Source organism: Agrobacterium larrymoorei (assembly GCF_037722385.1).
Taxonomy (GTDB): Bacteria; Pseudomonadota; Alphaproteobacteria; order Rhizobiales; family Rhizobiaceae; genus Agrobacterium; species Agrobacterium larrymoorei_C.
Genome location: NZ_JBBKAQ010000020.1, coordinates 396,138 through 418,008 on the forward strand (window position 1 = coordinate 396,138; position 21,871 = coordinate 418,008).

Here is a 21,871-nt window from a genome sequence, read left to right on the forward strand (position 1 = left end):
GCCAATCCTGTCATCCCTGGAGAAGAGCTTGCACCTTGCCGCAATAGGCCTTGGACACAGGGTTCATGCGGGTTGCAGCGTGGCCGGCATTGTAGCGCAAAATGGTGCTGCATATTTCGCCGCCACCCAATTGATGTGCGGTGGCGAGATATTGCATGCCCCAGCGGATATTGGTTTCGGGATCGTACAGCGCTTTGACCGTGCCGCGATAACCCATCATCCGCGCGGTGGCAGGCTTGATCTGCATCAGCCCGACCTCTCCGGCACGTCCGCGAGCCTTGGGATTGAAACGGCTTTCCACCGAAACCACCGCATGCGCCAGATTGGTCGGCACGCCGTAACGCTTGGCGTATTTGACGATGAGATCGGAGTAATCGTTCTTCAGCGTGGCAGGAAGGGTTCGTTCAGGAATGGGGTAACCGGGTTTACGGAAAAAGGTTTGTAGCGTCACGGTTTTGGTTTTCACGTCATCCTTGGCAACAACAATTCCGGTCTGCGCGGCCAGCATCGACATGCAGACCGAGACAGCAACAATCACTCTTCTCATCAGTAGAAATAGTCTCCAGGCACAAAGATATCCAGTAATGGACGCGCAAGCATGCGCTCCAAGACAGTCACGGGGACGATCCTCGGGGAAGTCTTCGTCATTGATATTGGCGGCATCCAGGACAAGACCCTGCCAGCCGCATTTCGATGCGGCGTTTAAAGTCGGCTAATAAGGATTTACTGTGGCAGGGTCAAAAGAACGCACCTGAGACCTGCTTCGATCACAGCGGTTTCATCGCAATACCGCTTACGCGCTTTTGAATTTCGGCAATTCCGAAATCAGTCTGTGAAGCGTGTCGATGGTGGAAAAATCGGCGATCCCATCCACCAGCGCAGGCCGAAAATGACGCTGGAAGGCTGCCACCGCACCTTCGGTTTTCTCGCAATAACTGCCCGAAATTTCAACGCCGTAGCCATAGAGCGACAACATGGACTGCAACGCTTCGACCGGCTGCCCACTATCGCCGCGATGGAAGAAGCGTCCGCCGCCGATCGGCGCAGGTGAAACCCAATGGCCCACGCCCTTCTGCGACAGGATGTCCCATGGGAATTTCTCGCCCGGATCCACCTTGCGAACAAGTGCAATATCGGAGTGTGCGAGCACCCGCTCCGGCGCAATCGACCACCGTCCGCCACAGTCACGACATAATTCAGCAACGGCGTCTATCTGGGCTTGAGGGAAATCCGGCAGCCCCGCAGGATGGCCGCCGTTGGCGATCTCGATGCCGATTGAACGCGAGTTCAGATCGATCTCGCCCGCCCAGAAGCTTTTCCCTGCGTGCCAAGCGCGGCGGCTTTCCGGCACCATCTGGACAATACGCCCGTCCTCGAAGACAAGATAGTGGCTGGAGACCTGGCTCTCCGGATTACAAAGCCATTCCTGCGCGCGCTCGGCGCTTTCCATACCGGTGTAATGAAGAATGATGGCATCGGGTGCGCTCACCCCCACCCGCTCGCCATGGTTTGGCGAGGACTGGACGCGGGCACCGGCATAATCCGGCAGGAAGTCACTCATGCGACGCGGCGTTCTCTCTCAATGGCCGCATAGGCGGCGTTAAGAGCCGCCATACGCTCATTCGCGGCCGCATGCAATTCCATCGGAACGCCGCGGGCAATCAGCTTGTCTGGATGATGCTCGGCCACCAACAGACGATAGCGCTTGCGAATATCGGAGAAATCGTCGGATGGGGAAACGCCAAGCACGCGGTAGGGATCACGTCCCTCCATATGGACGTGGCGCGCCATGATTGTTTCGAAGTGGTCCTCAGTGATCCGGAAGATTTCCGCGATCCGGCCAAGGAATGCCATTTCGCGCTCGTGGATCAGACCATCGGCCTTGGCAATGTGGAACAAGCCATCGACCACGCTTTCCAGCATCTCGCAATTCTCGCGCCCTGTGCCGCAGAGACCTGCCAGCCGCTCGGCATAGGCTTCGTAACCGGCCACGTCCTGACGCGCGAGATTGTAGAGTCGAGCTACGTTCTTGGCTTCCTCTTCGGGGAAATCAAAGATTTGGCGAAAAGCACGCACCTCGGCATCATTGACGACACCGTCGGCCTTGGCCATCTTGGCAGAAAGAGCGATGATTGCGACGGAAAACGAGACCTTACGGCGAGTTTCAGGGTCGCCTTCGAAGACGGTACGTACCGCTTCGATCACCCGGCCCAACACATTTCCAGCCGCCTCGCCGATCGCGCCGAGCAGCCGCTCCCAGAGGGATGAAATTTGCAAACAGGCGAAATCGAACATCATGTCTCTAAGCATGACGGCTCCATGGTATGATTGCAAGACGCATAAAGGCGGCTCAGCATTAAGTTTTAGTCATCTTAGCTGCGCTTTATGCTGATCGTCTGACACCGTCGTAACAGCTTTTCCACAGGCCGGTTCCGAGGTCGCCAATAGTTCTTTGCATTGAAACGATTATATTCGACGGGCAGTTCACCGATCTTCGAAAATACCGCGAAATACCCGTTTTTCTTGAGAAATTCACTTTACATGCAGGAGAGCCTGTCGCATCCATTTACCCCGACACGCATTGAGCACCGACAAAGGAGAGCCCCATGGCCAAACAGAAAGTCGCAATGTTGACCGCAGGCGGACTGGCGCCCTGCCTCTCGTCTGCCGTGGGCGGATTGATCGAGCGTTACACCGACATCGCTCCCGAAATCGACATCGTGGCCTATCGCTCCGGCTATCAGGGTGTGCTTTTGGGCGACAGCGTCGCAATCACCAAAGAGATGCGCGAGAAGGCTCCGCTGCTGCACCGTTATGGCGGCTCTCCGATCGGCAATAGCCGCGTGAAGCTCACCAATGCAGCCGACTGCGCCAAGCGCGGATTGGTCAAAGAAGGCGAAAACCCGCTGCAGGTGGCCGCCGATCGTCTCGCAAAGGACGGCGTTACCATTCTTCACACCATTGGCGGTGACGACACCAATACCACGGCTGCAGACCTTGCCGCCTATCTGGGCGCCAATGGCTACAATCTCACCGTCGTCGGCCTTCCCAAGACGGTTGATAATGACGTGGTCCCGATCAAGCAGTCGCTCGGCGCCTGGACGGCGGCGGAAGTCGGCGCAAACTTCTTCGACAATGTCAGCAACGAACAAAGTGCTGCACCCAAGACCTTTGTCATTCATGAGGTTATGGGCCGTCACTGCGGCTGGCTGACGGCGGCCACTGCACGCGCCTATATCCAGAAGGTTAAGGGCAACGACTATGTCGAAGGCCTGCTGATGGGCGAAGAGTTGAAGCGCATCGACGGGCTTTACCTCCCGGAAATGGCCTTCGATATCCAGGCGGAAGCCGAACGCTTGAAGAAGATCATGGAAAAGAACGGCTTCGTTACGCTTTTCGTCTCGGAAGGCGCTGGCCTTGATTCGATTGTCGCCGAGCGCGAAGCGGCTGGCGAAGCGGTCAAGCGCGACGCCTTCGGCCATGTGAAGATCGACACGATTAATGTTGGCGGCTGGTTCCAGAAACAGTTCGCAAGTCTGATCGGCGCCGAGCGCACCATGGTGCAGAAGTCAGGCTACTATGCTCGCTCCGCCCCCGCCAATAGTGAGGACCTGCGTTTGATCCATAGCATGGTGGATCTGGCCGTCGAAAGTGCGCTGAACAAGGTCTCCGGCGTCACCGGCCATGATGAGGATCAGGGCGGCAAGTTGCGCACCATTGAGTTTCCGCGCATCAAGGGCGGCAAGCACTTCGATATTTCGACACCGTGGTTCTCCGAGGTGATGGACCATATCGGCCAACCCTTCAAAGCGGCCTAATGACCGAAAGCTCTTCCTTTTTTATTAGGAAGACATCATGCATCCATCGGCCCGGAAAACCGTTTGGTTTCCGGGCCGATGCTTTTTTCCCTTCTTGAATGTCTCACGGAAGAAGGCGTGGCTTTCGCACAACGCAGCATGGGAAAGCCTGCATTGTTCCAAACTCCATGCGACGAAGGCTTTATTATCGCCTCATCGCTTGGTAAAACGATGTGAAGGGCAAGGAGGTCGTCATGTCCGCACAAGTCTGGCTGGTGTTCTGCGCAGCCTGTGCCATTCTTTTTGCGCTACCATCGCCTATCGCTTTCAAGGTTGCGAATTATGCAGCGGTCCGCGGCAAGCGCACCATGATTGCTTCGGTCAGCGGCGCGACGCTTGGCGTGATGACGACATTTACCGCGGCGGCCACTGTGGTTGCTGGCGCGTCTTACGTGCCCTCTTCCTTCCTCGATGTCATCCAATGGGCAGGGATCGGCTGGCTGATGCTGTTCGGCCTCTGGACGATCGCAACGCCTGCCGCGCGCGAATCCCAGGCGGAGAATGACAACCTGCGTGCCAGAACACTCGGCGCGATCTTCATCGACTGCTTCGTGCTGGCCGCACTGCGCCTGCGTTACTTCGCCTTTTTCATCGCCTTCCTGCCGCAGTTCATCAATCGCACGCGCGATGTCGTGGGAATGTTGACGCAGATGCAGGCAGCCACACTTATCCTGTCCCTTCTCTGCCTGACGCTGCAGGCCACCTTTGCGCGCTCGACCATCGCTATGGTGCGCCGGGCATCGGCAACGAAAAAAGTCAGAAATACCCGTGGGACGCGCTTCATCACAGGCCGCGCCGTCTCCGCTGGCTACCGCCGTATTGCTGCCTGAAACACATCTCGCGCCTCCCGTCTTGCCGGAATCCTTACAATGCGTTAATGATCCGCCCAGGAGACTGCGTGCTTCGTTTGATACGGGGGCATCAACGAGCAGGCAAATTAGAGGCGGCAGCATGATATTTTCTGGCAATTTGCGCCGTAGATCGGCGTCACTTTTGTCGTCCACCATGGGCTTGACGCTGGCTTTGGCAGGATGCACCAGCGTGGAATATTCAGCAAATTCCGATGTACAATCCCCCAAGATTGCAGCAGCACCCGTCGCAGGGCAAGCGACAGCGACCGGCCCTGTGGCGCCCGGCACGCAAGCAGCGACGGCAGGCCAGCAACCCGGCACCGTAGCAGCAGCAGCGACAACCGCGCCAACAGCCGAGGCCGCCTCCCCGGTTCAGGTCGCATCCAATTCTGCGACAACACCGATGCCCTCTCAGCCAGCCCTCAAGGGTGGTCGTGTCGCCCTTCCCCCGGCAGCAGAAATTGCAGCAGCGGCCGCCATCTCGGCGCAGATGCAATCGCCGACAGGCGCTCCACAGATGGCATCCGCTACAACGGCGGCAACGCTTGGCGCGACACCCGTCGCAGCGACAGCGATGACCACCAATCACGCGGCCGGCCTTCAGGCTGCAGCAAACACCTCCGCCACCGCAACCCTGCCTCAGGTCGTCGCCGTCAAGGGTTCGTTCCCTCCGGCTCCCCCACCGCCCGGCACGCCCTCGGCAGCGCCGGTACAGTTGACGGAAGACATGGTGCGCGCGCAGACGATCGTCCCGCTGCCGAAGCCTGACAGCACGGTTCTCGCTTACGCGTCGGCTCCGCAGAATGCCGCACTGGCTGCAATCAGCACCCGCGAAGGTCTCAGCACCGGGCCGCAGCCCGTCGGTCGCGAGAAGCTCAGCGGCCTTATCTCCAAATACGCGGTCATGTACAGCGTTCCGGAAGATCTGGTACACCGCGTCGTCATGCGCGAAAGCCGCTATAATCCTGGCGCCTACAATCGTGGCCACTTTGGGCTGATGCAGATCAAGCACGCCACGGCCCGTTCCATGGGCTTCAACGGCCCTGCTTCCGGCCTTTTCGACGCTGAAACCAATCTACGATATGCAGTGAAGTATCTGAGTGGCGCATGGAAAGTGTCGGAGAATGATCGTGACGGCGCTGTGCGCCTCTATGCCCGCGGCTATTACTACGACGCCAAGCGCAAGAACATGCTCCACGTCCTGCGTCAGTAACAGAGCGCTCTCTTTCCTCAGCTCTCTATGATCTGAACTGCTCTTGAACAAAGGGCAGTCCGACGCATTCTAGAGGTCTGCGCGGGCTGCTTAGCACGGCGTTTGCATAGCCGCGTATTGCTACAGCAAATGCTCTCCTTCGCTCTCCCGTCATTAAACTGTTGCGTCCCGACGCTACACGCCTGTCACCCGAACGATAGGTGGAATCATATGACGAGTGCTGCCCCCAAAACCGGCTTCAGCAAGAACACCAAGCTCAAGTCCGCCCTTCTCCAGCACAAGGCGCTCTCGACCAGCGGCCTGTCGGAGCGGTTGTTCGGCATGCTGTTTTCGGGCCTTGTCTATCCGCAAATCTGGGAAGACCCCGATGTCGACATGCAGGCCATGGCGCTTCGTGAGGGTCATAGCATCGTCACCATCGGCTCGGGCGGCTGCAACGCGCTGGCCTACCTGTCGCAAAACCCGAAGCGCATCGACGTCGTCGATCTCAATCCTCATCACATAGCACTGAACCGGCTGAAGCTTGCAGCCTTCCGCCACCTGCCAAGCCATGGCGACGTCGTGCGCCAGTTCGGCAAGGCCAATGTCGGTTCGAACAGCCATGGCTATGACCGATTCATCGCCCCGAACCTTGATGAGCAGACCCGTGCCTATTGGTCGAAGCGCACGATCGTCGGACGACGCCGCATTTCCGTTTTCGATCGCAATATCTACCGCACCGGCCTGCTGGGCCGTTCCATCGGCGCCGGACATCTTTTGGCGCGTCTGCACGGCGTCAAGCTTCAGGACATCGCAAAAACCCGCTCGATGGAAGAGCAGCGCCAGTTCTTCGATGAGAAGGTGGCGCCCCTCTTCGACAAGCCGATGATCCGCTGGCTGACCAAGCGCAAGAGTTCGCTCTTCGGCCTCGGCATTCCACCGCGCCAATATGACGAGCTTGCGAGCCTATCCGATGGCAACACCATCGCGCCCGTTTTGCGCCGACGTCTGGAAAAGCTTGCCTGCGACTTCGCCCTGAAAGACAACTACTTCGCCTGGCAAGCCTTCGCCCGCCGCTACCCAGATGCCAGCGAAGGTGCGCTGCCGGATTATCTGAAGCCTGAACATTACGGTGCCATCCGAAAAAATGCCGATCGCGTCACCGTCCATCACGCCACCTTTACCGAGCTTCTGGCATCGAAACCTGCCTCGTCGGTGGATCGCTATGTGCTGCTTGATGCGCAGGACTGGATGAGCGACGTGCAAATCAACGAGCTATGGGCGCAGATCAGCCGCACGGCGACACCCGATGCGCGGGTGATCTTCCGTACAGCGGCAGAAAAGAGCGTCATCGAAGGCCGCCTTTCTCCCGATATCCGCGCCCAGTGGTCCTACCTCGAAGCCCGTTCGCTTGAGCTCAACGCAAAAGATCGCTCCGCCATTTATGGCGGCTTCCACATCTATCAAAGGAAATCGGCATGAAAAGCATTGGCGACAGCGTCGGACTTGCAAACGCCCAGCATGCCACTCTGATGGACAGGATGTACCGTCACCAGCGCCACATCTACGACATCACCCGCAAATATTATCTGCTTGGCCGTGACCGCACGATCGAGCGACTGGATGTTCCCCACGGCGGCAGCCTTTTGGAAGTCGGCTGCGGCACGGGCCGCAATCTCCTCCTCGCCGCCCGTCATTTTCCCCTCGCCAAGCTTTATGGCCTGGATATCTCCGCCGAGATGCTGACCACGGCGGCCGAGAACTTTGCGAACAAGAAGTCACGTCCGACACTGCGCGTTTCCGATGCCACAACCTTCAGGCTCGGTGAGTTTGGCCGCAGCGACGGTTTCGACCGCATCATGATCTCCTACGCGATCTCGATGATCCCTGAATGGGAGAAGGCCGTCGAACGCGCCCTTCTCTCTCTGGCACCTGGCGGATCGCTACACATCGTCGATTTTGGCCAGCAGGAACATCTGCCCGTCCGGTTCCGCAGCCTGCTTCAGGCATGGCTGACGAAGTTCCATGTCACCCCACGCGCCAACCTGCGCTACGTGCTGGAAACGCTTGCGGGAAGCCACAATGCGTCGTTGGAATTTGAACCGATCGCGCGAGGTTATGCTTGGCGCGCGGTGCTGACAATGCCGAAGAGTTGAGAGGGAGATTTCGCCCCCTGCAAATGAATTCTTATCCGTCCTCTTGTCATAACCGCTTGTTTACCCTGTTATGGTAAATGCGGATTAACGATATGCAGCGTCGGCCAACGAGCCAGCGCGCGCGATCGGTGGGAACTCATTCAACTGGGAACATCATGCGGCGGCTCATTCCGGCTCTTCTCGGCATCTTGCTGGTCCTCAGTGGCTGCACCTCGACCAGTTACGATTTCCTGGAAACCGCCTCCGTCGCGAGGCCGAAGTTCAAGGATAATGATCCGCACGATTTCGGTCGCAATTCCCCGCACAGGCATGAAGTCCATGGCATCGACGTGTCCAAGTGGAACGGCGAGATCGAGTGGGCCACGGTACGCAAGTCAGGCGTATCCTTTGCCTTCATCAAGGCCACCGAAGGCACCGATCGCCTGGATTCTCGCTTTGACGATTACTGGCGCGGCGCGGCTGCCGCCGGCGTGCCGCACGCGCCCTACCACTTCTATTATTTCTGCGCGCCTGCGGACGCCCAGGCAGACTGGTTCATCCGCAACGTGCCGAAGGAATCGATGAAGCTGCCGCCGGTGCTCGACGTGGAATGGAATCCTGCTTCGCCTACCTGCAAGACGCGTCCCTCGCCCGACGTGGTACGCTCCGAAATCCAGCGCTTCCTCACCCGCATCGAAAACTACTACGGTAAGCGCCCGATCATCTATACCAGCGTCGATTTCCATCGTGACAATCTGGTCGGCCAGTTCAAGAACTATCACTTCTGGGTTCGCTCGGTGGCGGCTCACCCATCGGAAATCTACCCGCAACGCCAATGGGCCTTCTGGCAATATACCGGCACAGGCGTCATTCCAGGCATCAGCACACCGACAGACATCAACGTTTTCTCCGGAAGCGAGAAGAACTGGCGCACCTGGGTGGCATCAGCGTCCAACGCCCGTAGTTGAGTACAGACCACGGCCAGATCACATAATTAGCGGGTTCAGTTGCCACAAAAGCGCATACCACTTCTGCGCGACCGGCTTAGGACTTGCTTTTTCCTCTAAGACAGGCAGATGTGCGACGAAATAATCGCAGAGGCGAAGGAAACAAAACCCTTGCGATTTCTTTCACGATCTCGCCCATGCTTCCGCCACAAAGGCTAGGAAATCAATGGGCCAATCGCACATTGAGGAATTCTGATGTTCAGCTTCTCGCAACGCAGCCTGGTTCTCGCTGCCACTCTTTTCGCCTTGTCCTGCGGTTCAGCACTGGCCGTTACCCCGACCGTTTCTCCAGATGATCCGAAGCAGGCTCCCTGCGGCGGTGATCTTTCGACCTTCCTCAAGGGCGTGCAGGATGAAGCCGTCGCCAAGGGCGTATCGGCAGAGGCAGTCGACAAGGCGCTTGCCGGTGCCCAAATCGACCAGAAGGTTCTTTCGCGCGACCGCGCCCAGGGTGTCTTCCGTCAGACCTTCCTGGAATTCTCGCAGCGCACCGTCAGCCAGGGCCGTCTGGATATGGGCCGCAAGAAGCTCCAGGAATATTCCTCCACGTTCAAGCGTGCTGAGGACGAGTTCGGCGTGCCCGCCGGCGTCATCGCCGCATTCTGGGCAATGGAAACCGATTTCGGCGCTGTGCAGGGCGATTTCAACACCCGCAACGCGCTTGTCACGCTTTCGCATGATTGCCGCCGGCCCGAGCTCTTCCGCCCACAGCTGATCGCGCTGACCGAAATGGTCCAGCATGGCGATCTCGACCCCGCCACCAACACCGGTGCATGGGCTGGCGAAATTGGCCAGGTGCAGATGCTGCCTAAGGACATCATCGCTTTTGGCGTCGATGGTGATGGCGATGGGCACGTCAACGTCAAGGGAAGCGCACAGGATGCGATTCTGACGGCCGCAAAGTTCATCCAGCATCTCGGCTTCAAGAAGGGCGAGCCATGGATCCAGGAAGTCGCGGTACCGGAAAATCTGCCTTGGGAAAAATCCGGCCTTGGCGGCACCATGACCGCTGGCGACTGGTTCAATCTCGGCGTTACCCCGCGCGACGGGGACAAGAAGTTTGCCAATCTCCAGGCAGCCCTCATCATGCCGCAGGGCCGCAAGGGACCAACCTTCCTCACCTATCCGAACTTTAATATCTATCTCGAGTGGAACCAGTCCTTCATCTACACGACCTCGGCTGCCTATTTCGCGACGAGGCTGATGGGCGCTCCGGTGTACAACAAGGGCAACCCTGATCCCGGCCTCAACGATGCCGAGATGAAGGAACTGCAGACGAAGCTGGATGCCAAGACGCATGATGTCGGCAAGATTGACGGCATCCTGGGCTCCGGGACCCGCATCGCCGTTCAGCGCGAGCAGCAGCGTCTGGGCCTGCCCGCTGATGGCTGGCCAACACGCGAGTTGCTCGACAAGCTTTGATCCCTACAAACGCTTCGAGTCTTTCAAAAATGGCTGGCGGGAACGCCGGCCATTTACTTTTTTTTGGCGTTGGAATAACGAAATCTTCACCCTGTAATATAAGTTGTTTTTCAATGGATTGCTGCCGCAATTTCATCCAAATGCGGCCTCTCTCATGTGCACTGCATCATAAAAAGCGCTTTTCAAAAGACACAAAAGGGTCATAATGCTTACTGTCAACGAACAGGAGGCAGAGCATGGGACTTACAAATTCTCTTAATGCCTTGGCAGTCGGCGTGGCGTTTGCGTTTGTCGGAGTGATGCTTTTCATCTGACGAAACGTTGGGGTTTAGGACGCCCAGCCGCAAGTTGATCCTTATAAGCCATTAAAAAAGCGCAGGTTTTTCTACCTGCGCTTTTTTTATATCCGTTTTTCTGTAGCTCGATCAGGCCGCAGATTTGCGCGCCGGGCGGAAGCCGACATTTTCCAAAACAGCGTTGACCAGTGGTGCGCGGTTCATCGTGTAGAGATGAAATTCGTTAACGCCGCGACGCTGCAGGTCGAGGATCTGCTCGGCCGCGACATCGGCAGCAACCTTGGCACGACCGGCCGGATCGTCGTCATAACCGGCGAAGCGCTCGTCAAGGAAAGCGGGAACGCTTGTGCCGCAGCGCCCTGCGAAGCGCTTCAACTGCGTGAGGTTCTGGATCGGCATGATACCCGGCACGACGGGTATCTTGATACCAGCCTTGTTGACACGCTCCATGTAGCGCTCGAAGACGTCATTGTCGAAGAAGAACTGTGTTAGCGCGCGCGTTGCGCCGTTGTCGGCCTTGAGCTTCAGCATCTCGATATCGACATCATTGCTTTCGCTCTCCGGATGCTTCTCCGGATAGGACGACACGGAGATTTCGAAGTCGCCCAGTTCCTTGAGACCGCGCACCAGGGCAGCGGCATTCTCATAACCTTCCGGATGCGGCTTGTAGGCCGTACCGATCCCCGTGGCAGGATCGCCGCGAAGCGCGACGAAGTGGGTCACGCCCACATTGCGCAGTTCTTCCACGACCTCGTGTGTTTCGCGCTTGCTGGCATCCACGCAGGTCAGGTGCGACGCCGTGGCCAGGCCAGCCACCGAGATCATCCGGCGCACCGCCTCCAGCGTCGGCGCCTTGGTGGTGCCCCCTGCCCCATAGGTCACGGATACGAAATCCGGGTTCCATCGAGACAACTCTTCCACCGTCTCCCAAAGCTGCACATCCATATCGGGGCTCTTCGGCGGGAAAAACTCGAAGGAGAGCTTGAAGTCGCTGGAAGGGTTACGATCGATCTCTGTCTTGGTCATGTCATGCCCTCCCGGCGGAAACGAATTGAGGCTCTGCCGATTGATCCCCGGCAATCAGCAGGCGCGGGTCGCGTGCAACCCAAATGGTGACGTCGAGCGACTGGGCCGATGCCTTGCCGGAATGCAGGTCCGTAGACTTTTCCAGCGAGAGCCCGGCTTTCTTGAGCCACTCTTCCATGGTCTGGTTAGAGAAGCCCAGGCGAACATGGGCATGCTCTTCACGCAGATATTCCAGCGAATGAGGTGCCAGATCGATGATCACCAGACGGCCATTGGGGCGCAGCATGCGGGCCGCCTCGGCAATCGCCATTTCCGGGTGATCGAGAAAATGCAGGACCTGATGAACCACGACCAGATCAAAATCCTGACCTTCGAGTGGCAGATTAAGAATATCGCCATGACGCACGGAAGCATGCGCAACACCCGCCTTGTCCAGATTGGAGCGCGCGACCGCCAGCATGTCGCGGCTGGCATCAATGCCGATCGCGCGCCGGTAGATGCCGCTCAGCAGCTGCAGGATACGGCCCGTGCCCGTTCCCAGATCCAGCATGGAATCGACTGGCGTGGTACCAACGAGCTTGAGAAGAGCCGCATCCACCGCCTCATCACTCACGTGCAGACGACGAAGCTCGTCCCAGGCCGAGGCGTTGCGGCTGAAATAGTCCTGCGCGCGTGCAGCACGCACGCGCTTGACGCCAGCAAGGCGCTCATTGTCTCTTGAAAGAACTGCGTCGGCAGAGGACGCAAGAGACAGCAACTGCTTGACCAGCTCGGCGGACATGCCATCCTGCTTCAAGCGAAAGTAGGCCCAGGCGCCTTCCTGATAGCGGTCGATCAGATCCTCTTCCGCCAGAAGCTTGAGATGGCGCGAGATGCGGGGCTGCGACTGGCCAAGAATTTCGGTGAGGTCGGTCACCGTCAAGTCACCAGCAGACAGCAGCGCCAGCAAGCGAAAGCGCGTGGGCTCCCCCGCTGCCTTCAACAGATCCACCAGATTGTCCAGCCCAAGCGCCAACGCCGCCACCTCATCCAATCAACATATAAAGATATCTTTATACGATTAGCAAGGAGATGCAAGACTGGACTTGCACCCTAAGTCGAAAACCGGTCAGGGCTAATGCGCACAAAATGTTCCTTCCCGCGACCGAACATCTTCTGCTGCCCGGGAAGGAATTTTCCTCCACCGAGACAAGCTGCTCTGTGACCTCAAAATTTCCGAAAACAGCGCCTTGACCTCAACTATACTTGAGGTCGTACCAACATCAGCAACTCAAAAGCCAGCCTCGAAGCAGGCGCATAACCAGGAGTATGCTCATGATTTCCCTCAAAGGTCTCTACGAAACCCATCTGACCGTCTCGAACCTCGATCGATCCATCGAATTCTACCGCGATGTCGTCGGATTGGAACTGGCACACACCATACCCGACAGAAACGTTGCGTTCTTCTGGGTTGCAGGCCGCGAGACCTCCATGCTCGGCCTGTGGTCCATACACAGTTCTCCGCTACGAAACCGGCTGCACATCGCCTTCCAAACGAGCCTTGAGCAGTTGCTGAGATTTTCCGACTATCTGCGCTCGAAGGACATCACGCCACGCGACGGTACAGGCTCGGAGATCGAAGAGCCCATCATCTTTCCCTGGATGCCGGCTGCCAGCGTCTACTTTGATGATCCGGATGGCCACTCGCTGGAGTATATCGCGCTCCTGCCAGATCAGCCCCGCAGGGACATACCAGGGACGCTAACCTTCTCCAAGTGGAAGCAAATTGCCGCTGGTCAATTCTGAAGCAGCAACTAACAAGAAAGAAAGGCGGGATGAACGCCCGCCTCTCTCATCGCCAAGGCGCGATCGTTTTCAGAACTCGGTCCACTCACCCACTGAAAGAGCAGCGTTGCCATGCGCGACCGGCGCGAAGCGTGAGCGAGCGGCCTGTGGCGCAGAAGTCGACCGCGTCGGAACAGCGGGACGCATTGTCTCACCCATGCTGCGCAATTGCTGGGTCGCCAATCCCAACTGGAAGTGGGATAGAAGCTCGTTCAACCTGACGCTTTCTTGAGCGAGCGCGGCACCGGCAGCATTCATCTCTTCCACCATCGCCGCATTCTGCTGTGTGGCATGGTCCATGTGGTTCACAGCAGTGTTGACCTCCGCCAGTCCAGCGGATTGCTCCTGGGCAGCGGTCGCGATGGCTTCCATGTGCGCATTGACCGACTGGACAAGCTCAGCAATCTCGGCAAGCCCAGAGCCGGTGTCGCTGACCAGCCGAACGCCATCGCTGACGGCAACCTCGGAATTGCCGATAAGCTGCTTGATCTCCTTGGCTGCCTTGGCGGACCGTTGTGCCAGTTCGCGCACTTCCTGTGCCACGACGGCAAAGCCCTTGCCCGCTTCGCCGGCACGCGCAGCTTCCACACCGGCGTTCAGCGCAAGCAAGTTCGTCTGAAATGCGATCTCGTCGATGACGCCAATGATCTGCCCGATCTGCCGGGATGCCTCTTCGATCCGGCTCATTGCTGACACGGCATTGCGCACGACGTCGCCGGACGCCCCCGCCTTGTCGCGTGCATTGCGAACAACAGCGCGCGCTTCTGCTGCACGCTTGGATGTAGACGAGACGTTGGCGGTGATCTCTTCCAGAGCCGCTGCCGTTTCCTCCAATGACGCTGCCTGCTGTTCCGTGCGACGGGAGAGATCGTCGGAGGCGGAGGAGACTTCTTTCGATCCACCGGTGACCGTGGCGACCGACTGGCCGACACCCGTCAGCGTTTCGCGCAACTGGCGAACAGAGCTGTTGAAATCCTGGCGCAATGCCTCGAATTGCGAAGAGAGAGGCTGGTCCAGTTCGCACAGCATATCGCCGCTCGCAAGCTTCTTCATGCTTGCTGCAAATGCGCTGGTCGCTTGCGTCAGCTTCAGTTGCGCCTCTTCTTCCGCTTGACGCTGCATCTCCGCACGCTCGCGTTCCGCACGAAGACGGTTGCCGGCCTCCGCGGCTTCAAGCTCGCGGTTACGAATTGCGGATTGGCGGAACACCTCGACGGCCTGTTCCATATCGCCAATCTCATCGCGTCGACCGGAGGTCAGATTGCCGTCTTCAATCTGACCGGCGGCAAGGCGTCCCATGGCAGCAACCATTTTCCGTATGGGTCGGACAACGGTCATCGCCATCACGCTGGAAAACAGGATCATCATTGCCGCGCCCAAGAGGATGGCGACAGTCATCAAAACGAGAATATTGAAAGCGGAGGCGGCATGCTGCTTTGCAAGTGTTGCAATGTCGTCCAACGCTTGATTTTCAATCTGCTTCAAAGCCTCAATACGCTTCGTAGCGGCGGCAAACCATGCGGCGCTATCCAGCGCGCTTAAGTCTGCGCCGGCACCGCCGGTCAAAAGCTTCGAACGGAGGTCGCCAACAACGTCCGAGACGCCCTCAAGCAAAGCGGCATCACTCTTCTGCCGCTCGGCATCCTGCTGCGCCAGAAACACGTTGATCAAGGCCTGCTGACCACCAGCCATAGCGGCAAATTCAGGAAAGCGCGCGGCATCCATACGCTTGGAGGAGATGAAGCCATTGGCAAGGCCCCTCTCCTGACCTGCGATTTCCTTCGCACGCATCAAAAGAGAGAAAGCCGCGATCCGACTTGAAATCTCGGGATTGGCGGTTTCGCCTGCCAGATCATCACTGATCGAGAGAATGCCTGCCACAGCGGACGTATAGGCAGCAAATGCGGCACCGCCGGGGGCGGAGAGGCTATCGACCGCGACACGGATGTCGAGCGCTTTTGAAACCTGGTTCTTCGCCGTATCTTGATGCGCCGCGATAGCACCGCCGGTCAGTTGATCAAGGATGGCAGCGACTGCCGGAAGATCGCTGACCGCCACATCCGTTTGCCGGCGAGCGGTGGCAAGTTCGCTGACGTTTTTCGTACCCTTGGAGCCGATAAAGCCCGCAGTCAGCCCTCTTTCTACCTGCAGAGCATGCGCAACATCGGAGAGCTTCTTCAGCTGATCTCCGATCACCACCACGTTCTGCATGTTTTGGTAGTCGCCGAGGCGTCCCGATATCTCGACATAGGAAAGATAGCCTGCGGCCAACATTGGAAGAACGACAGCAGCCCAAAGCCTTTTGCTGACGGGAATATCGACGAGTTTCATGAGGGGACGCTCCAAGACCGTGACCTCATGCCACCCACTGCGCGCAACTCATCCGCGCCGCCGTATTAGAGCGTTGTCATATTAAAAAAGATTGAAATCAAAGTACAACCGTCCGTTTTCGCACGATTTGACTATCGTCAAGCATGTATAGCCGAAAATTAGTGCAAAACAAAAGCCGCCACCTAGAATATAGGCAGCGGCTTTCTAATAAACGCCTATTTCATAATCAATCAGCGTGTGAGGCGCTTATAGGCCTGGCTGCCAGGGTTGAGCGCATCCGGGCCGAGACGACGGATCTTGTCCTGTTCATAGTCTTCGAAGTTGCCTTCGAACCATTCAACATGGCCGTCGCCTTCGAAGGCGAGGATGTGCGTGGCCAGACGGTCGAGGAACATGCGATCGTGGCTGATGATGATGGCGCAGCCGGCGAAGGCTTCCAGCGCACTTTCCAGCGCACCCAGGGTTTCGGTATCGAGGTCGTTGGTCGGTTCGTCGAGGAGAAGAACGTTGCCGCCGGCCTTCAGCATCTTGGCAAGGTGAACGCGGTTGCGCTGACCACCGGAAAGATTGCCGACCTTCTGCTGCTGATCGCCGCCCTTGAAGTTGAAGGCGCCGCAGTAAGCTCTGCTGTTCATATCGAACTTGCCGAGCTTGATGACTTCCGCACCACCGGAAATTTCTTCCCAGACGGTCTTGTCGGCATCAAGCGCGTCGCGGCTCTGATCGACATAGCCGAGATGCACCGTTTCACCGACGCGGATCGTACCGGCATCCGGCTTTTCCTGACCGGTGATCATCTTGAACAGCGTCGACTTACCGGCACCGTTCGGTCCGATGATGCCGACGATGCCGCCCGGTGGCAGCTTGATCGACAGATCGTTGATCAGCGTGCGGCCTTCGAAGCCTTTCTTGATGCCCTCAAGCTCGATAACGACCTGACCAAGACGCTCGGAAACCGGGATAATGATCTGCGCATCGCCGGGACGGATGTTCTCGGCCGCATCGACGAGCTGTTCATAGGCCTTGATACGCGCCTTGGACTTTGCCTGACGAGCTTTCGGGCTCGACGCAATCCACTCCTGTTCGCGCGACAGCGACTTCTGGCGACCGGCTTCTTCACGCGCTTCCTGCTGCATGCGCTTGGCCTTGGCCGTCAGATATGCGGAGTAGTTGCCTTCGTAAGGAATGCCGCGGCCACGGTCGAGCTCGAGGATCCAGCCGGTGACGTTGTCAAGGAAGTAGCGGTCGTGGGTGATCATCATGACGGCGCCGGGGTAATCGCGCAGGTGCTTTTCGAGCCAGGCGATGGTTTCCGCGTCAAGGTGGTTGGTAGGTTCGTCGAGCAGCAGCAGGTCCGGCTGCGACAGCAGCAGACGGCAAAGCGCGATACGGCGACGCTCACCACCCGAAAGCACGCTTACATCGGCGTCCTTCGGCGGGCAGCGCAGCGCTTCCATCGCCATTTCGACCTGCTGTTCCAGATCCCAAAGGTTCTGGCTGTCGATGATGTCCTGGAGCTTTGCGCCTTCGTCGGCGGTCTCGTCGGAATAGTTCATCATCAGTTCGTTGTAGCGGTCAAGCACGGCCTGCTTGTCGGCCACGCCTTCCATGACGTTTTCGAAAGCATTCTTGTTGGGGTCGAGCTTCGGCTCCTGCTCCAGATAGCCGACGGTCGCGCCTTCCGCCAGCCAGGCTTCGCCGGTGAATTCCTTGTCCTGGCCGGCAATGATGCGCAAAACCGTGGACTTACCGGCACCGTTCGGGCCGAGAATACCGATCTTGGCATCCGGGTAGAAGGAGAGGTTCACGTTCTCGAGAATCTTCTTCGCGCCATAGGACTTGTTCAGCCCGGACATGTGATAGATGAATTGGCGTGCCATTGTAGCGAATGCTCCGCGTCGGATGTGAAAAGTCGGATTGGGAAATTTGCCGCTATGTAAGGTAAACGGGGCTGAGGAGCAACCTCTTGGCCGATAATAAGCAAGTGGAAGAGCACATGGGCGATGATCTGATGTTCGGCAAAATCGAGCGGCTGGAGAGCCCATCGGGCGCCACACTCGCCTATCGCCATGAGCCTGCCCGAGCCGAGCCGCGCGGCGTCTTGATGGTCTGCCACGGGCTCGTCGATCATGCAGGGCGCTATCGCCTCTTCGCTGACTTCATGGCCAATCAAGGCTTTGAGGTCTATGCGCATGATCACCGCGGCCATGGGCGCACACGCTCCGCGGACGCGCCGATTGGCCGGTTCGCTCCCAAGGATGGACTTTACAAGGTCGTAGAGGATGTCATCGCCATGCGTGATCTCATCGCAGACCGTCATCCAGGCCTGCCTGTGATCCTGTTCGGTCACTCAATGGGCGGGTTGATTGCGCTCAACACGGCCGTCAGCCACCCGGATCGTTTCGACGCGCTCTCCATCTGGAATTCCAATTTCAACACCGGGGTGATGGGTCGCCTCGCGCAAGCTGTGCTGCGCATCGAGAAAATGCTGAAGGGCTCGGATGTGCCAAGCGCCGTTCTACCGAAGGCCACCTTCCGCGTATGGAACGCGCGTATGCCGGAGAAGCGCACAACCGCCGACTGGCTGAGCCACGACAAGGCAGCAGTCGATGCCTATGCGGGCGATCCGCTTTGCCAGTTCGAGGCCAGCGTTTCGCTGTGGCAGGATGTGTTCGAGATGTCCTATCGTGGTCCCAGGTTGATGGAGCGCTTGCCCAAACAGCTTCCCATAAAGCTTGTGAGTGGTGACGAGGATGCCGCAACCAATAACGGCCGCGAGATCAGCTGGCTGGCAGAGAAGTTTCGTAACGCTGGCTTCTCGGATGTGGAAGACACCATCTACAAGGGCATGCGCCACGAAACGCTGAACGAGATCGGCTGGGAAAAGCCTGCTGCGGATTTTGCGGCCTGGGCCGCAAGAGTGACCGCCGGGAAGAAAAGCGTCGTTGCCCAAACGGAATAACGCCATGAGATAAATTCACATGCGCACCTCTACCCACCCGTTTATAAGGCTGGGGAAAGCGCAAGGTAACTCATGGTCGAACCGTCATCGTCGAAAGAGCCGCCCCTGAAGGGCATTCGTGTCATCGAACTTGCCCGCGTTCTGGCAGGTCCGTGGGCGGGCCAGATGCTCGCCGATATGGGTGCCGATGTCATCAAGGTGGAAAGCCCGGATGGTGGCGACGATACCCGCGCCTGGGGACCGCCCTTCGTCGAAGGCAGGGATGGCGACAATCTTTCGGCCGCCTACTATCATTCGACCAATCGCGGCAAGCGCTCCATCACCATCGACCTGAAGACCGAGGAAGGCCGTCAGATCGTGCGGCGCTTGGTCAAGACCGCCGACGTGGTGATCGAGAACTTCAAGCGCGGCGGGTTGGAGAAATATGGCCTGGATTACCAGAGTCTTCGCGCCCTGAACCCGAAGCTGATCTACTGCTCGATCACCGGTTTCGGTCAAACAGGGCCGTATGCGGATTTCGCCGGCTACGATTACATCGTTCAAGGCATGTCCGGCTTCATGTCGATCACCGGCGAGCCGGATGGCCAGCCGATGAAGGCCGGCGTTGCGGTTGCCGATATCTTCACCGGCATCTATTCCGTCAGCGCAATCCAGGCCGCACTCATCCATGCGTTGCGGAGCGGAGAGGGTCAGCATATCGACATGGCACTGCTGGACGTGCAGTCTGCCGTGCTGGCCAACCAGAACATGAACTACCTGATCTCCGGCAGACCTCCTGTCCGGCTTGGCAATGCGCACCCGAATATCTCTCCGTATGAGGTAGTCCCGACGGCGGATGGCTTCCTGATCCTTGCTGTCGGCAATGACGGTCAGTTCAAGCGGCTGTGCAAGATCCTGAGCATTGATGCGATTGCTGATGACGAGCGCTACGCCACCAACAAGGCACGCGTGGCCCACAAGCTTGAGGTCCGGCAAATCGTTTCCACCGAAACGTTGAAATGGATGAAGCGTGACCTTCTGACCGCCTGCGAAAGCAATGCGGTGCCAGCGGGCCCGATCAACTCCATCGAGGAAATGTTTGCCGATCCACAAGTTCAGGCACGCGGCCTTCGTATCGATCTCGAAGCCGCCGATGGCACGGTTATCCCCGGCGTGCGAACCCCGATCGTGCTCTCGGAAACGCCACTGCGCTACAGCCGTCCAAGCCCGCGCCTTGGAGAACATCAGGCCGAAGTTCTGGCCGAACTGGACGATATCGAAAGGAACATCGCGCAATGACGACTTTGGGAAAGAGAACCGGCGGGCAGCTTATTGTCGAGGCGCTGAAAGCCAATGGCGTATCGCGTGTCTCTTGCGTGCCGGGCGAAAGCTATCTGGCGGTTCTGGATGCGCTTTATGAAAGCGGCATCGAGACGGTCGTCTGCCGCCAGGAAGGTGGCGCCGCAATGATGGCGGACACCTGGGGACGGCTAACAGGCGAACCCGGCATCTGCATGGTCACCCGCGGTCCAGGCGCCACCAATGCGTCCGCAGGCCTGCATGTCGCTAGACAAGACTCGATCCCGATGATCCTCTTCATCGGCCAGGTGCAGCGCGATGCGCGCGAACGCGAGGCCTTCCAGGAAGTTGAGTATCGCCGCGCCTTCACCGAATTCGCCAAATGGGTCGGCGAGATCGACGATGCGCGCCGCATTCCTGAATTCGTTACCCGCGCCTTTGCGGTCGCAACCTCCGGCCGCCCCGGCCCCGTGGTTCTGACGCTGCCGGAAGACATGCTGGTGGAAGAGGTCGAGGCACCGGAAGCCAAAGCCTACACGCCGGTCGAAAACCATCCCGGCCGAAAGCAGATGGCGAAGTTCGCAGACCAGCTCGCCAACGCCAAGCGCCCGATGTTCATCCTTGGCGGAACGCGCTGGTCCGAAGAAACCGTTGCCTCCTTCAAGCAATTTGCCGAAAGCCTAGAAGTGCCAGTCGGTTGCTCTTTCCGCCGCCAGATGCTCTTCGATCACACCAGTTCGTCTTACGCCGGCGATGTCGGCATCGGCATCAATCCGGCGCTGTCCAAGGAAATCAAGGAGTCCGATCTCATCGTGCTTGTCGGCGCCCGCATGTCGGAAATGCCGTCCTCCGGCTACACCATGCTGGAGATCCCCTACCCGTCTCAGACACTGGTGCATGTCTTCCCCGAAGCCGAAGAGTTGGGTCGTATCTATCGCCCGGATCTTGCCATCTGTGCGGCACCGGAAGACTTCGTTGAGGCCCTGGAAGAGCTCAAAGTGGATGTAAACCCAGCCTGGGCAGAACGCACCTCTGCCATGCACGAGGCCTATCTGAAATGGTCCACACCACCCAAGACAGGTCCCGGCAACGTCCAGATGGGGCCGATCATGGACTGGATCGAGGCCAATGTGCCGGATGATGCGATCTTCACCAACGGCGCTGGCAACTATGCCACATGGGTTCACCGCTTCCACCGTTTCCGCCGCTTCAACACCCAAGCCGCCCCTACTTCCGGCTCCATGGGCTATGGCCTGCCGGCAGCCGTTGCGGCAAAACACCTCTTCCCGGAGCGAGAAGTCATCTGCTTTGCGGGTGATGGCTGCTTCATGATGCATGGACAGGAATTCATCACCGCCGTTCGCTACGGCCTGCCGATCATCACTGTGCTCGTCAATAACGGCACCTACGGCACGATCCGCATGCATCAGGAGCGGGAATATCCCGGTCGCGTCAGCGCCACCGATCTCGTCAACCCGGATTTCGTCGCCTACGCAAAAGCTTTCGGGGGACATGGGGAACTGGTGGCAAAAACCGAAGACTTCGGCCCCGCTTTTGAGCGCGCACGCGCCAGTGGCAAGGCAGCCATCATCGAAATCAAGCTCGACGCAGAAGCAATTACCCCTGCTCGCACGCTCACGCAGATCCGCAACAAGAGCTGAGCGTGTAGAGCTCCTCTCTTCCCTCAAAC

At 58.4% G+C, this 21,871-nt stretch carries 18 protein-coding genes; 11 read left to right on the forward strand and 7 right to left on the reverse strand.

The genetic code is table 11. The features are described from left to right. Positions 1-10 precede the first annotated feature (10 nt). The 3 genes from WKI41_RS20875 to WKI41_RS20885 all read right to left on the reverse strand — a co-directional run bounded on the left by WKI41_RS20875 (position 11) and on the right by WKI41_RS20885 (position 2,298). Positions 11-547, reverse strand: coding sequence for a lytic transglycosylase domain-containing protein (locus WKI41_RS20875; protein ID WP_340195345.1), 537 nt, complete (start codon positions 545-547; stop codon positions 11-13). 246 nt (positions 548-793) lie between these two features. After that, on the reverse strand, positions 794-1,561 hold the full coding sequence (locus tag WKI41_RS20880) for an N-acetylmuramoyl-L-alanine amidase (protein ID WP_340195346.1): 768 nt from the start codon (positions 1,559-1,561) through the stop codon (positions 794-796). Further along, on the reverse strand, positions 1,558-2,298 hold the full coding sequence (locus WKI41_RS20885) for a J domain-containing protein (protein ID WP_306934852.1): 741 nt from the start codon (positions 2,296-2,298) through the stop codon (positions 1,558-1,560). Before WKI41_RS20885 ends, WKI41_RS20880 begins: the two co-directional genes overlap by 4 nt. Positions 2,299-2,606: 308 nt before the next feature. On the opposite strand from WKI41_RS20885, the gene WKI41_RS20890 reads away from it, so the two are divergent. The 7 genes from WKI41_RS20890 to WKI41_RS20920 all read left to right on the forward strand — a co-directional run bounded on the left by WKI41_RS20890 (position 2,607) and on the right by WKI41_RS20920 (position 10,464). After that, complete coding sequence (locus WKI41_RS20890; protein ID WP_340195347.1) at positions 2,607-3,818, forward strand: pyrophosphate--fructose-6-phosphate 1-phosphotransferase; 1,212 nt, start codon at positions 2,607-2,609, stop codon at positions 3,816-3,818. Between the two features lie 233 nt (positions 3,819-4,051). Beyond that, positions 4,052-4,687 (forward strand): LysE family transporter, encoded by a 636-nt coding sequence (locus WKI41_RS20895; protein WP_340195348.1) that lies wholly within the window; start codon positions 4,052-4,054, stop codon positions 4,685-4,687. A 121-nt stretch (positions 4,688-4,808) separates the two neighbouring features. Next, entirely contained in the window at positions 4,809-5,921 is a 1,113-nt protein-coding gene (locus WKI41_RS20900; RefSeq protein ID WP_425341078.1) for a transglycosylase SLT domain-containing protein, read from the forward strand. Between the two features lie 210 nt (positions 5,922-6,131). Next, positions 6,132-7,382 carry a DUF3419 family protein gene (locus tag WKI41_RS20905; RefSeq protein WP_340195350.1) on the forward strand — a complete coding sequence of 417 codons (1,251 nt, stop codon included), beginning with the start codon at positions 6,132-6,134 and terminating at the stop codon, positions 7,380-7,382. Then, complete coding sequence (locus WKI41_RS20910) at positions 7,379-8,056, forward strand: class I SAM-dependent methyltransferase (protein ID WP_340195351.1); 678 nt, start codon at positions 7,379-7,381, stop codon at positions 8,054-8,056. Before WKI41_RS20905 ends, WKI41_RS20910 begins: the two co-directional genes overlap by 4 nt. Positions 8,057-8,211: 155 nt before the next feature. Next, entirely contained in the window at positions 8,212-9,003 is a 792-nt protein-coding gene (locus WKI41_RS20915; protein ID WP_340195352.1) for a glycoside hydrolase family 25 protein, read from the forward strand. 234 nt (positions 9,004-9,237) lie between these two features. Next, on the forward strand, positions 9,238-10,464 hold the full coding sequence (locus WKI41_RS20920; protein WP_340195353.1) for a lytic murein transglycosylase: 1,227 nt from the start codon (positions 9,238-9,240) through the stop codon (positions 10,462-10,464). A 425-nt stretch (positions 10,465-10,889) separates the two neighbouring features. On the opposite strand, the gene metF is transcribed toward WKI41_RS20920, so the two are convergent. Together metF and WKI41_RS20930 are read right to left on the reverse strand one after the other, a co-directional pair. Next, positions 10,890-11,786 (reverse strand): methylenetetrahydrofolate reductase [NAD(P)H], encoded by an 897-nt coding sequence (metF, locus tag WKI41_RS20925; RefSeq protein WP_340195354.1) that lies wholly within the window; start codon positions 11,784-11,786, stop codon positions 10,890-10,892. A gap of 1 nt (position 11,787) precedes the next feature. Beyond that, positions 11,788-12,801 carry a metalloregulator ArsR/SmtB family transcription factor gene (locus WKI41_RS20930; RefSeq protein ID WP_340195355.1) on the reverse strand — a complete coding sequence of 338 codons (1,014 nt, stop codon included), beginning with the start codon at positions 12,799-12,801 and terminating at the stop codon, positions 11,788-11,790. Between the two features lie 299 nt (positions 12,802-13,100). On the opposite strand from WKI41_RS20930, the gene WKI41_RS20935 reads away from it, so the two are divergent. Beyond that, on the forward strand, positions 13,101-13,571 hold the full coding sequence (locus WKI41_RS20935; protein ID WP_340195356.1) for a VOC family protein: 471 nt from the start codon (positions 13,101-13,103) through the stop codon (positions 13,569-13,571). A 69-nt stretch (positions 13,572-13,640) separates the two neighbouring features. On the opposite strand, the gene WKI41_RS20940 is transcribed toward WKI41_RS20935, so the two are convergent. Together WKI41_RS20940 and ettA are read right to left on the reverse strand one after the other, a co-directional pair. After that, positions 13,641-15,941 carry a methyl-accepting chemotaxis protein gene (locus WKI41_RS20940; protein WP_340195357.1) on the reverse strand — a complete coding sequence of 767 codons (2,301 nt, stop codon included), beginning with the start codon at positions 15,939-15,941 and terminating at the stop codon, positions 13,641-13,643. A 230-nt stretch (positions 15,942-16,171) separates the two neighbouring features. Continuing rightward, the gene (gene ettA, locus WKI41_RS20945) at positions 16,172-17,821 is read right to left on the reverse strand and encodes an energy-dependent translational throttle protein EttA (protein ID WP_340195358.1); all 1,650 of its coding nucleotides are present in this window, start codon (positions 17,819-17,821) and stop codon (positions 16,172-16,174) included. Positions 17,822-17,937: 116 nt separating this feature from the next. Here ettA and WKI41_RS20950 point away from each other — a divergent pair, with 116 nt between their 5' ends. From WKI41_RS20950 to WKI41_RS20960, 3 genes are all read left to right on the forward strand, one after another. Continuing rightward, positions 17,938-18,903: an alpha/beta hydrolase gene (locus tag WKI41_RS20950; protein ID WP_340195503.1), complete on the forward strand. Its 966-nt coding sequence runs from the start codon at positions 17,938-17,940 to the stop codon at positions 18,901-18,903. Between the two features lie 72 nt (positions 18,904-18,975). Further along, on the forward strand, positions 18,976-20,181 hold the full coding sequence (locus tag WKI41_RS20955) for a CaiB/BaiF CoA transferase family protein (protein WP_340195359.1): 1,206 nt from the start codon (positions 18,976-18,978) through the stop codon (positions 20,179-20,181). Continuing rightward, on the forward strand, positions 20,178-21,842 hold the full coding sequence (locus WKI41_RS20960) for a thiamine pyrophosphate-binding protein (RefSeq protein ID WP_340195360.1): 1,665 nt from the start codon (positions 20,178-20,180) through the stop codon (positions 21,840-21,842). The genes WKI41_RS20955 and WKI41_RS20960 overlap by 4 nt, the downstream gene beginning before the upstream one ends. The last annotated feature ends 29 nt before the right edge of the window (positions 21,843-21,871 follow it).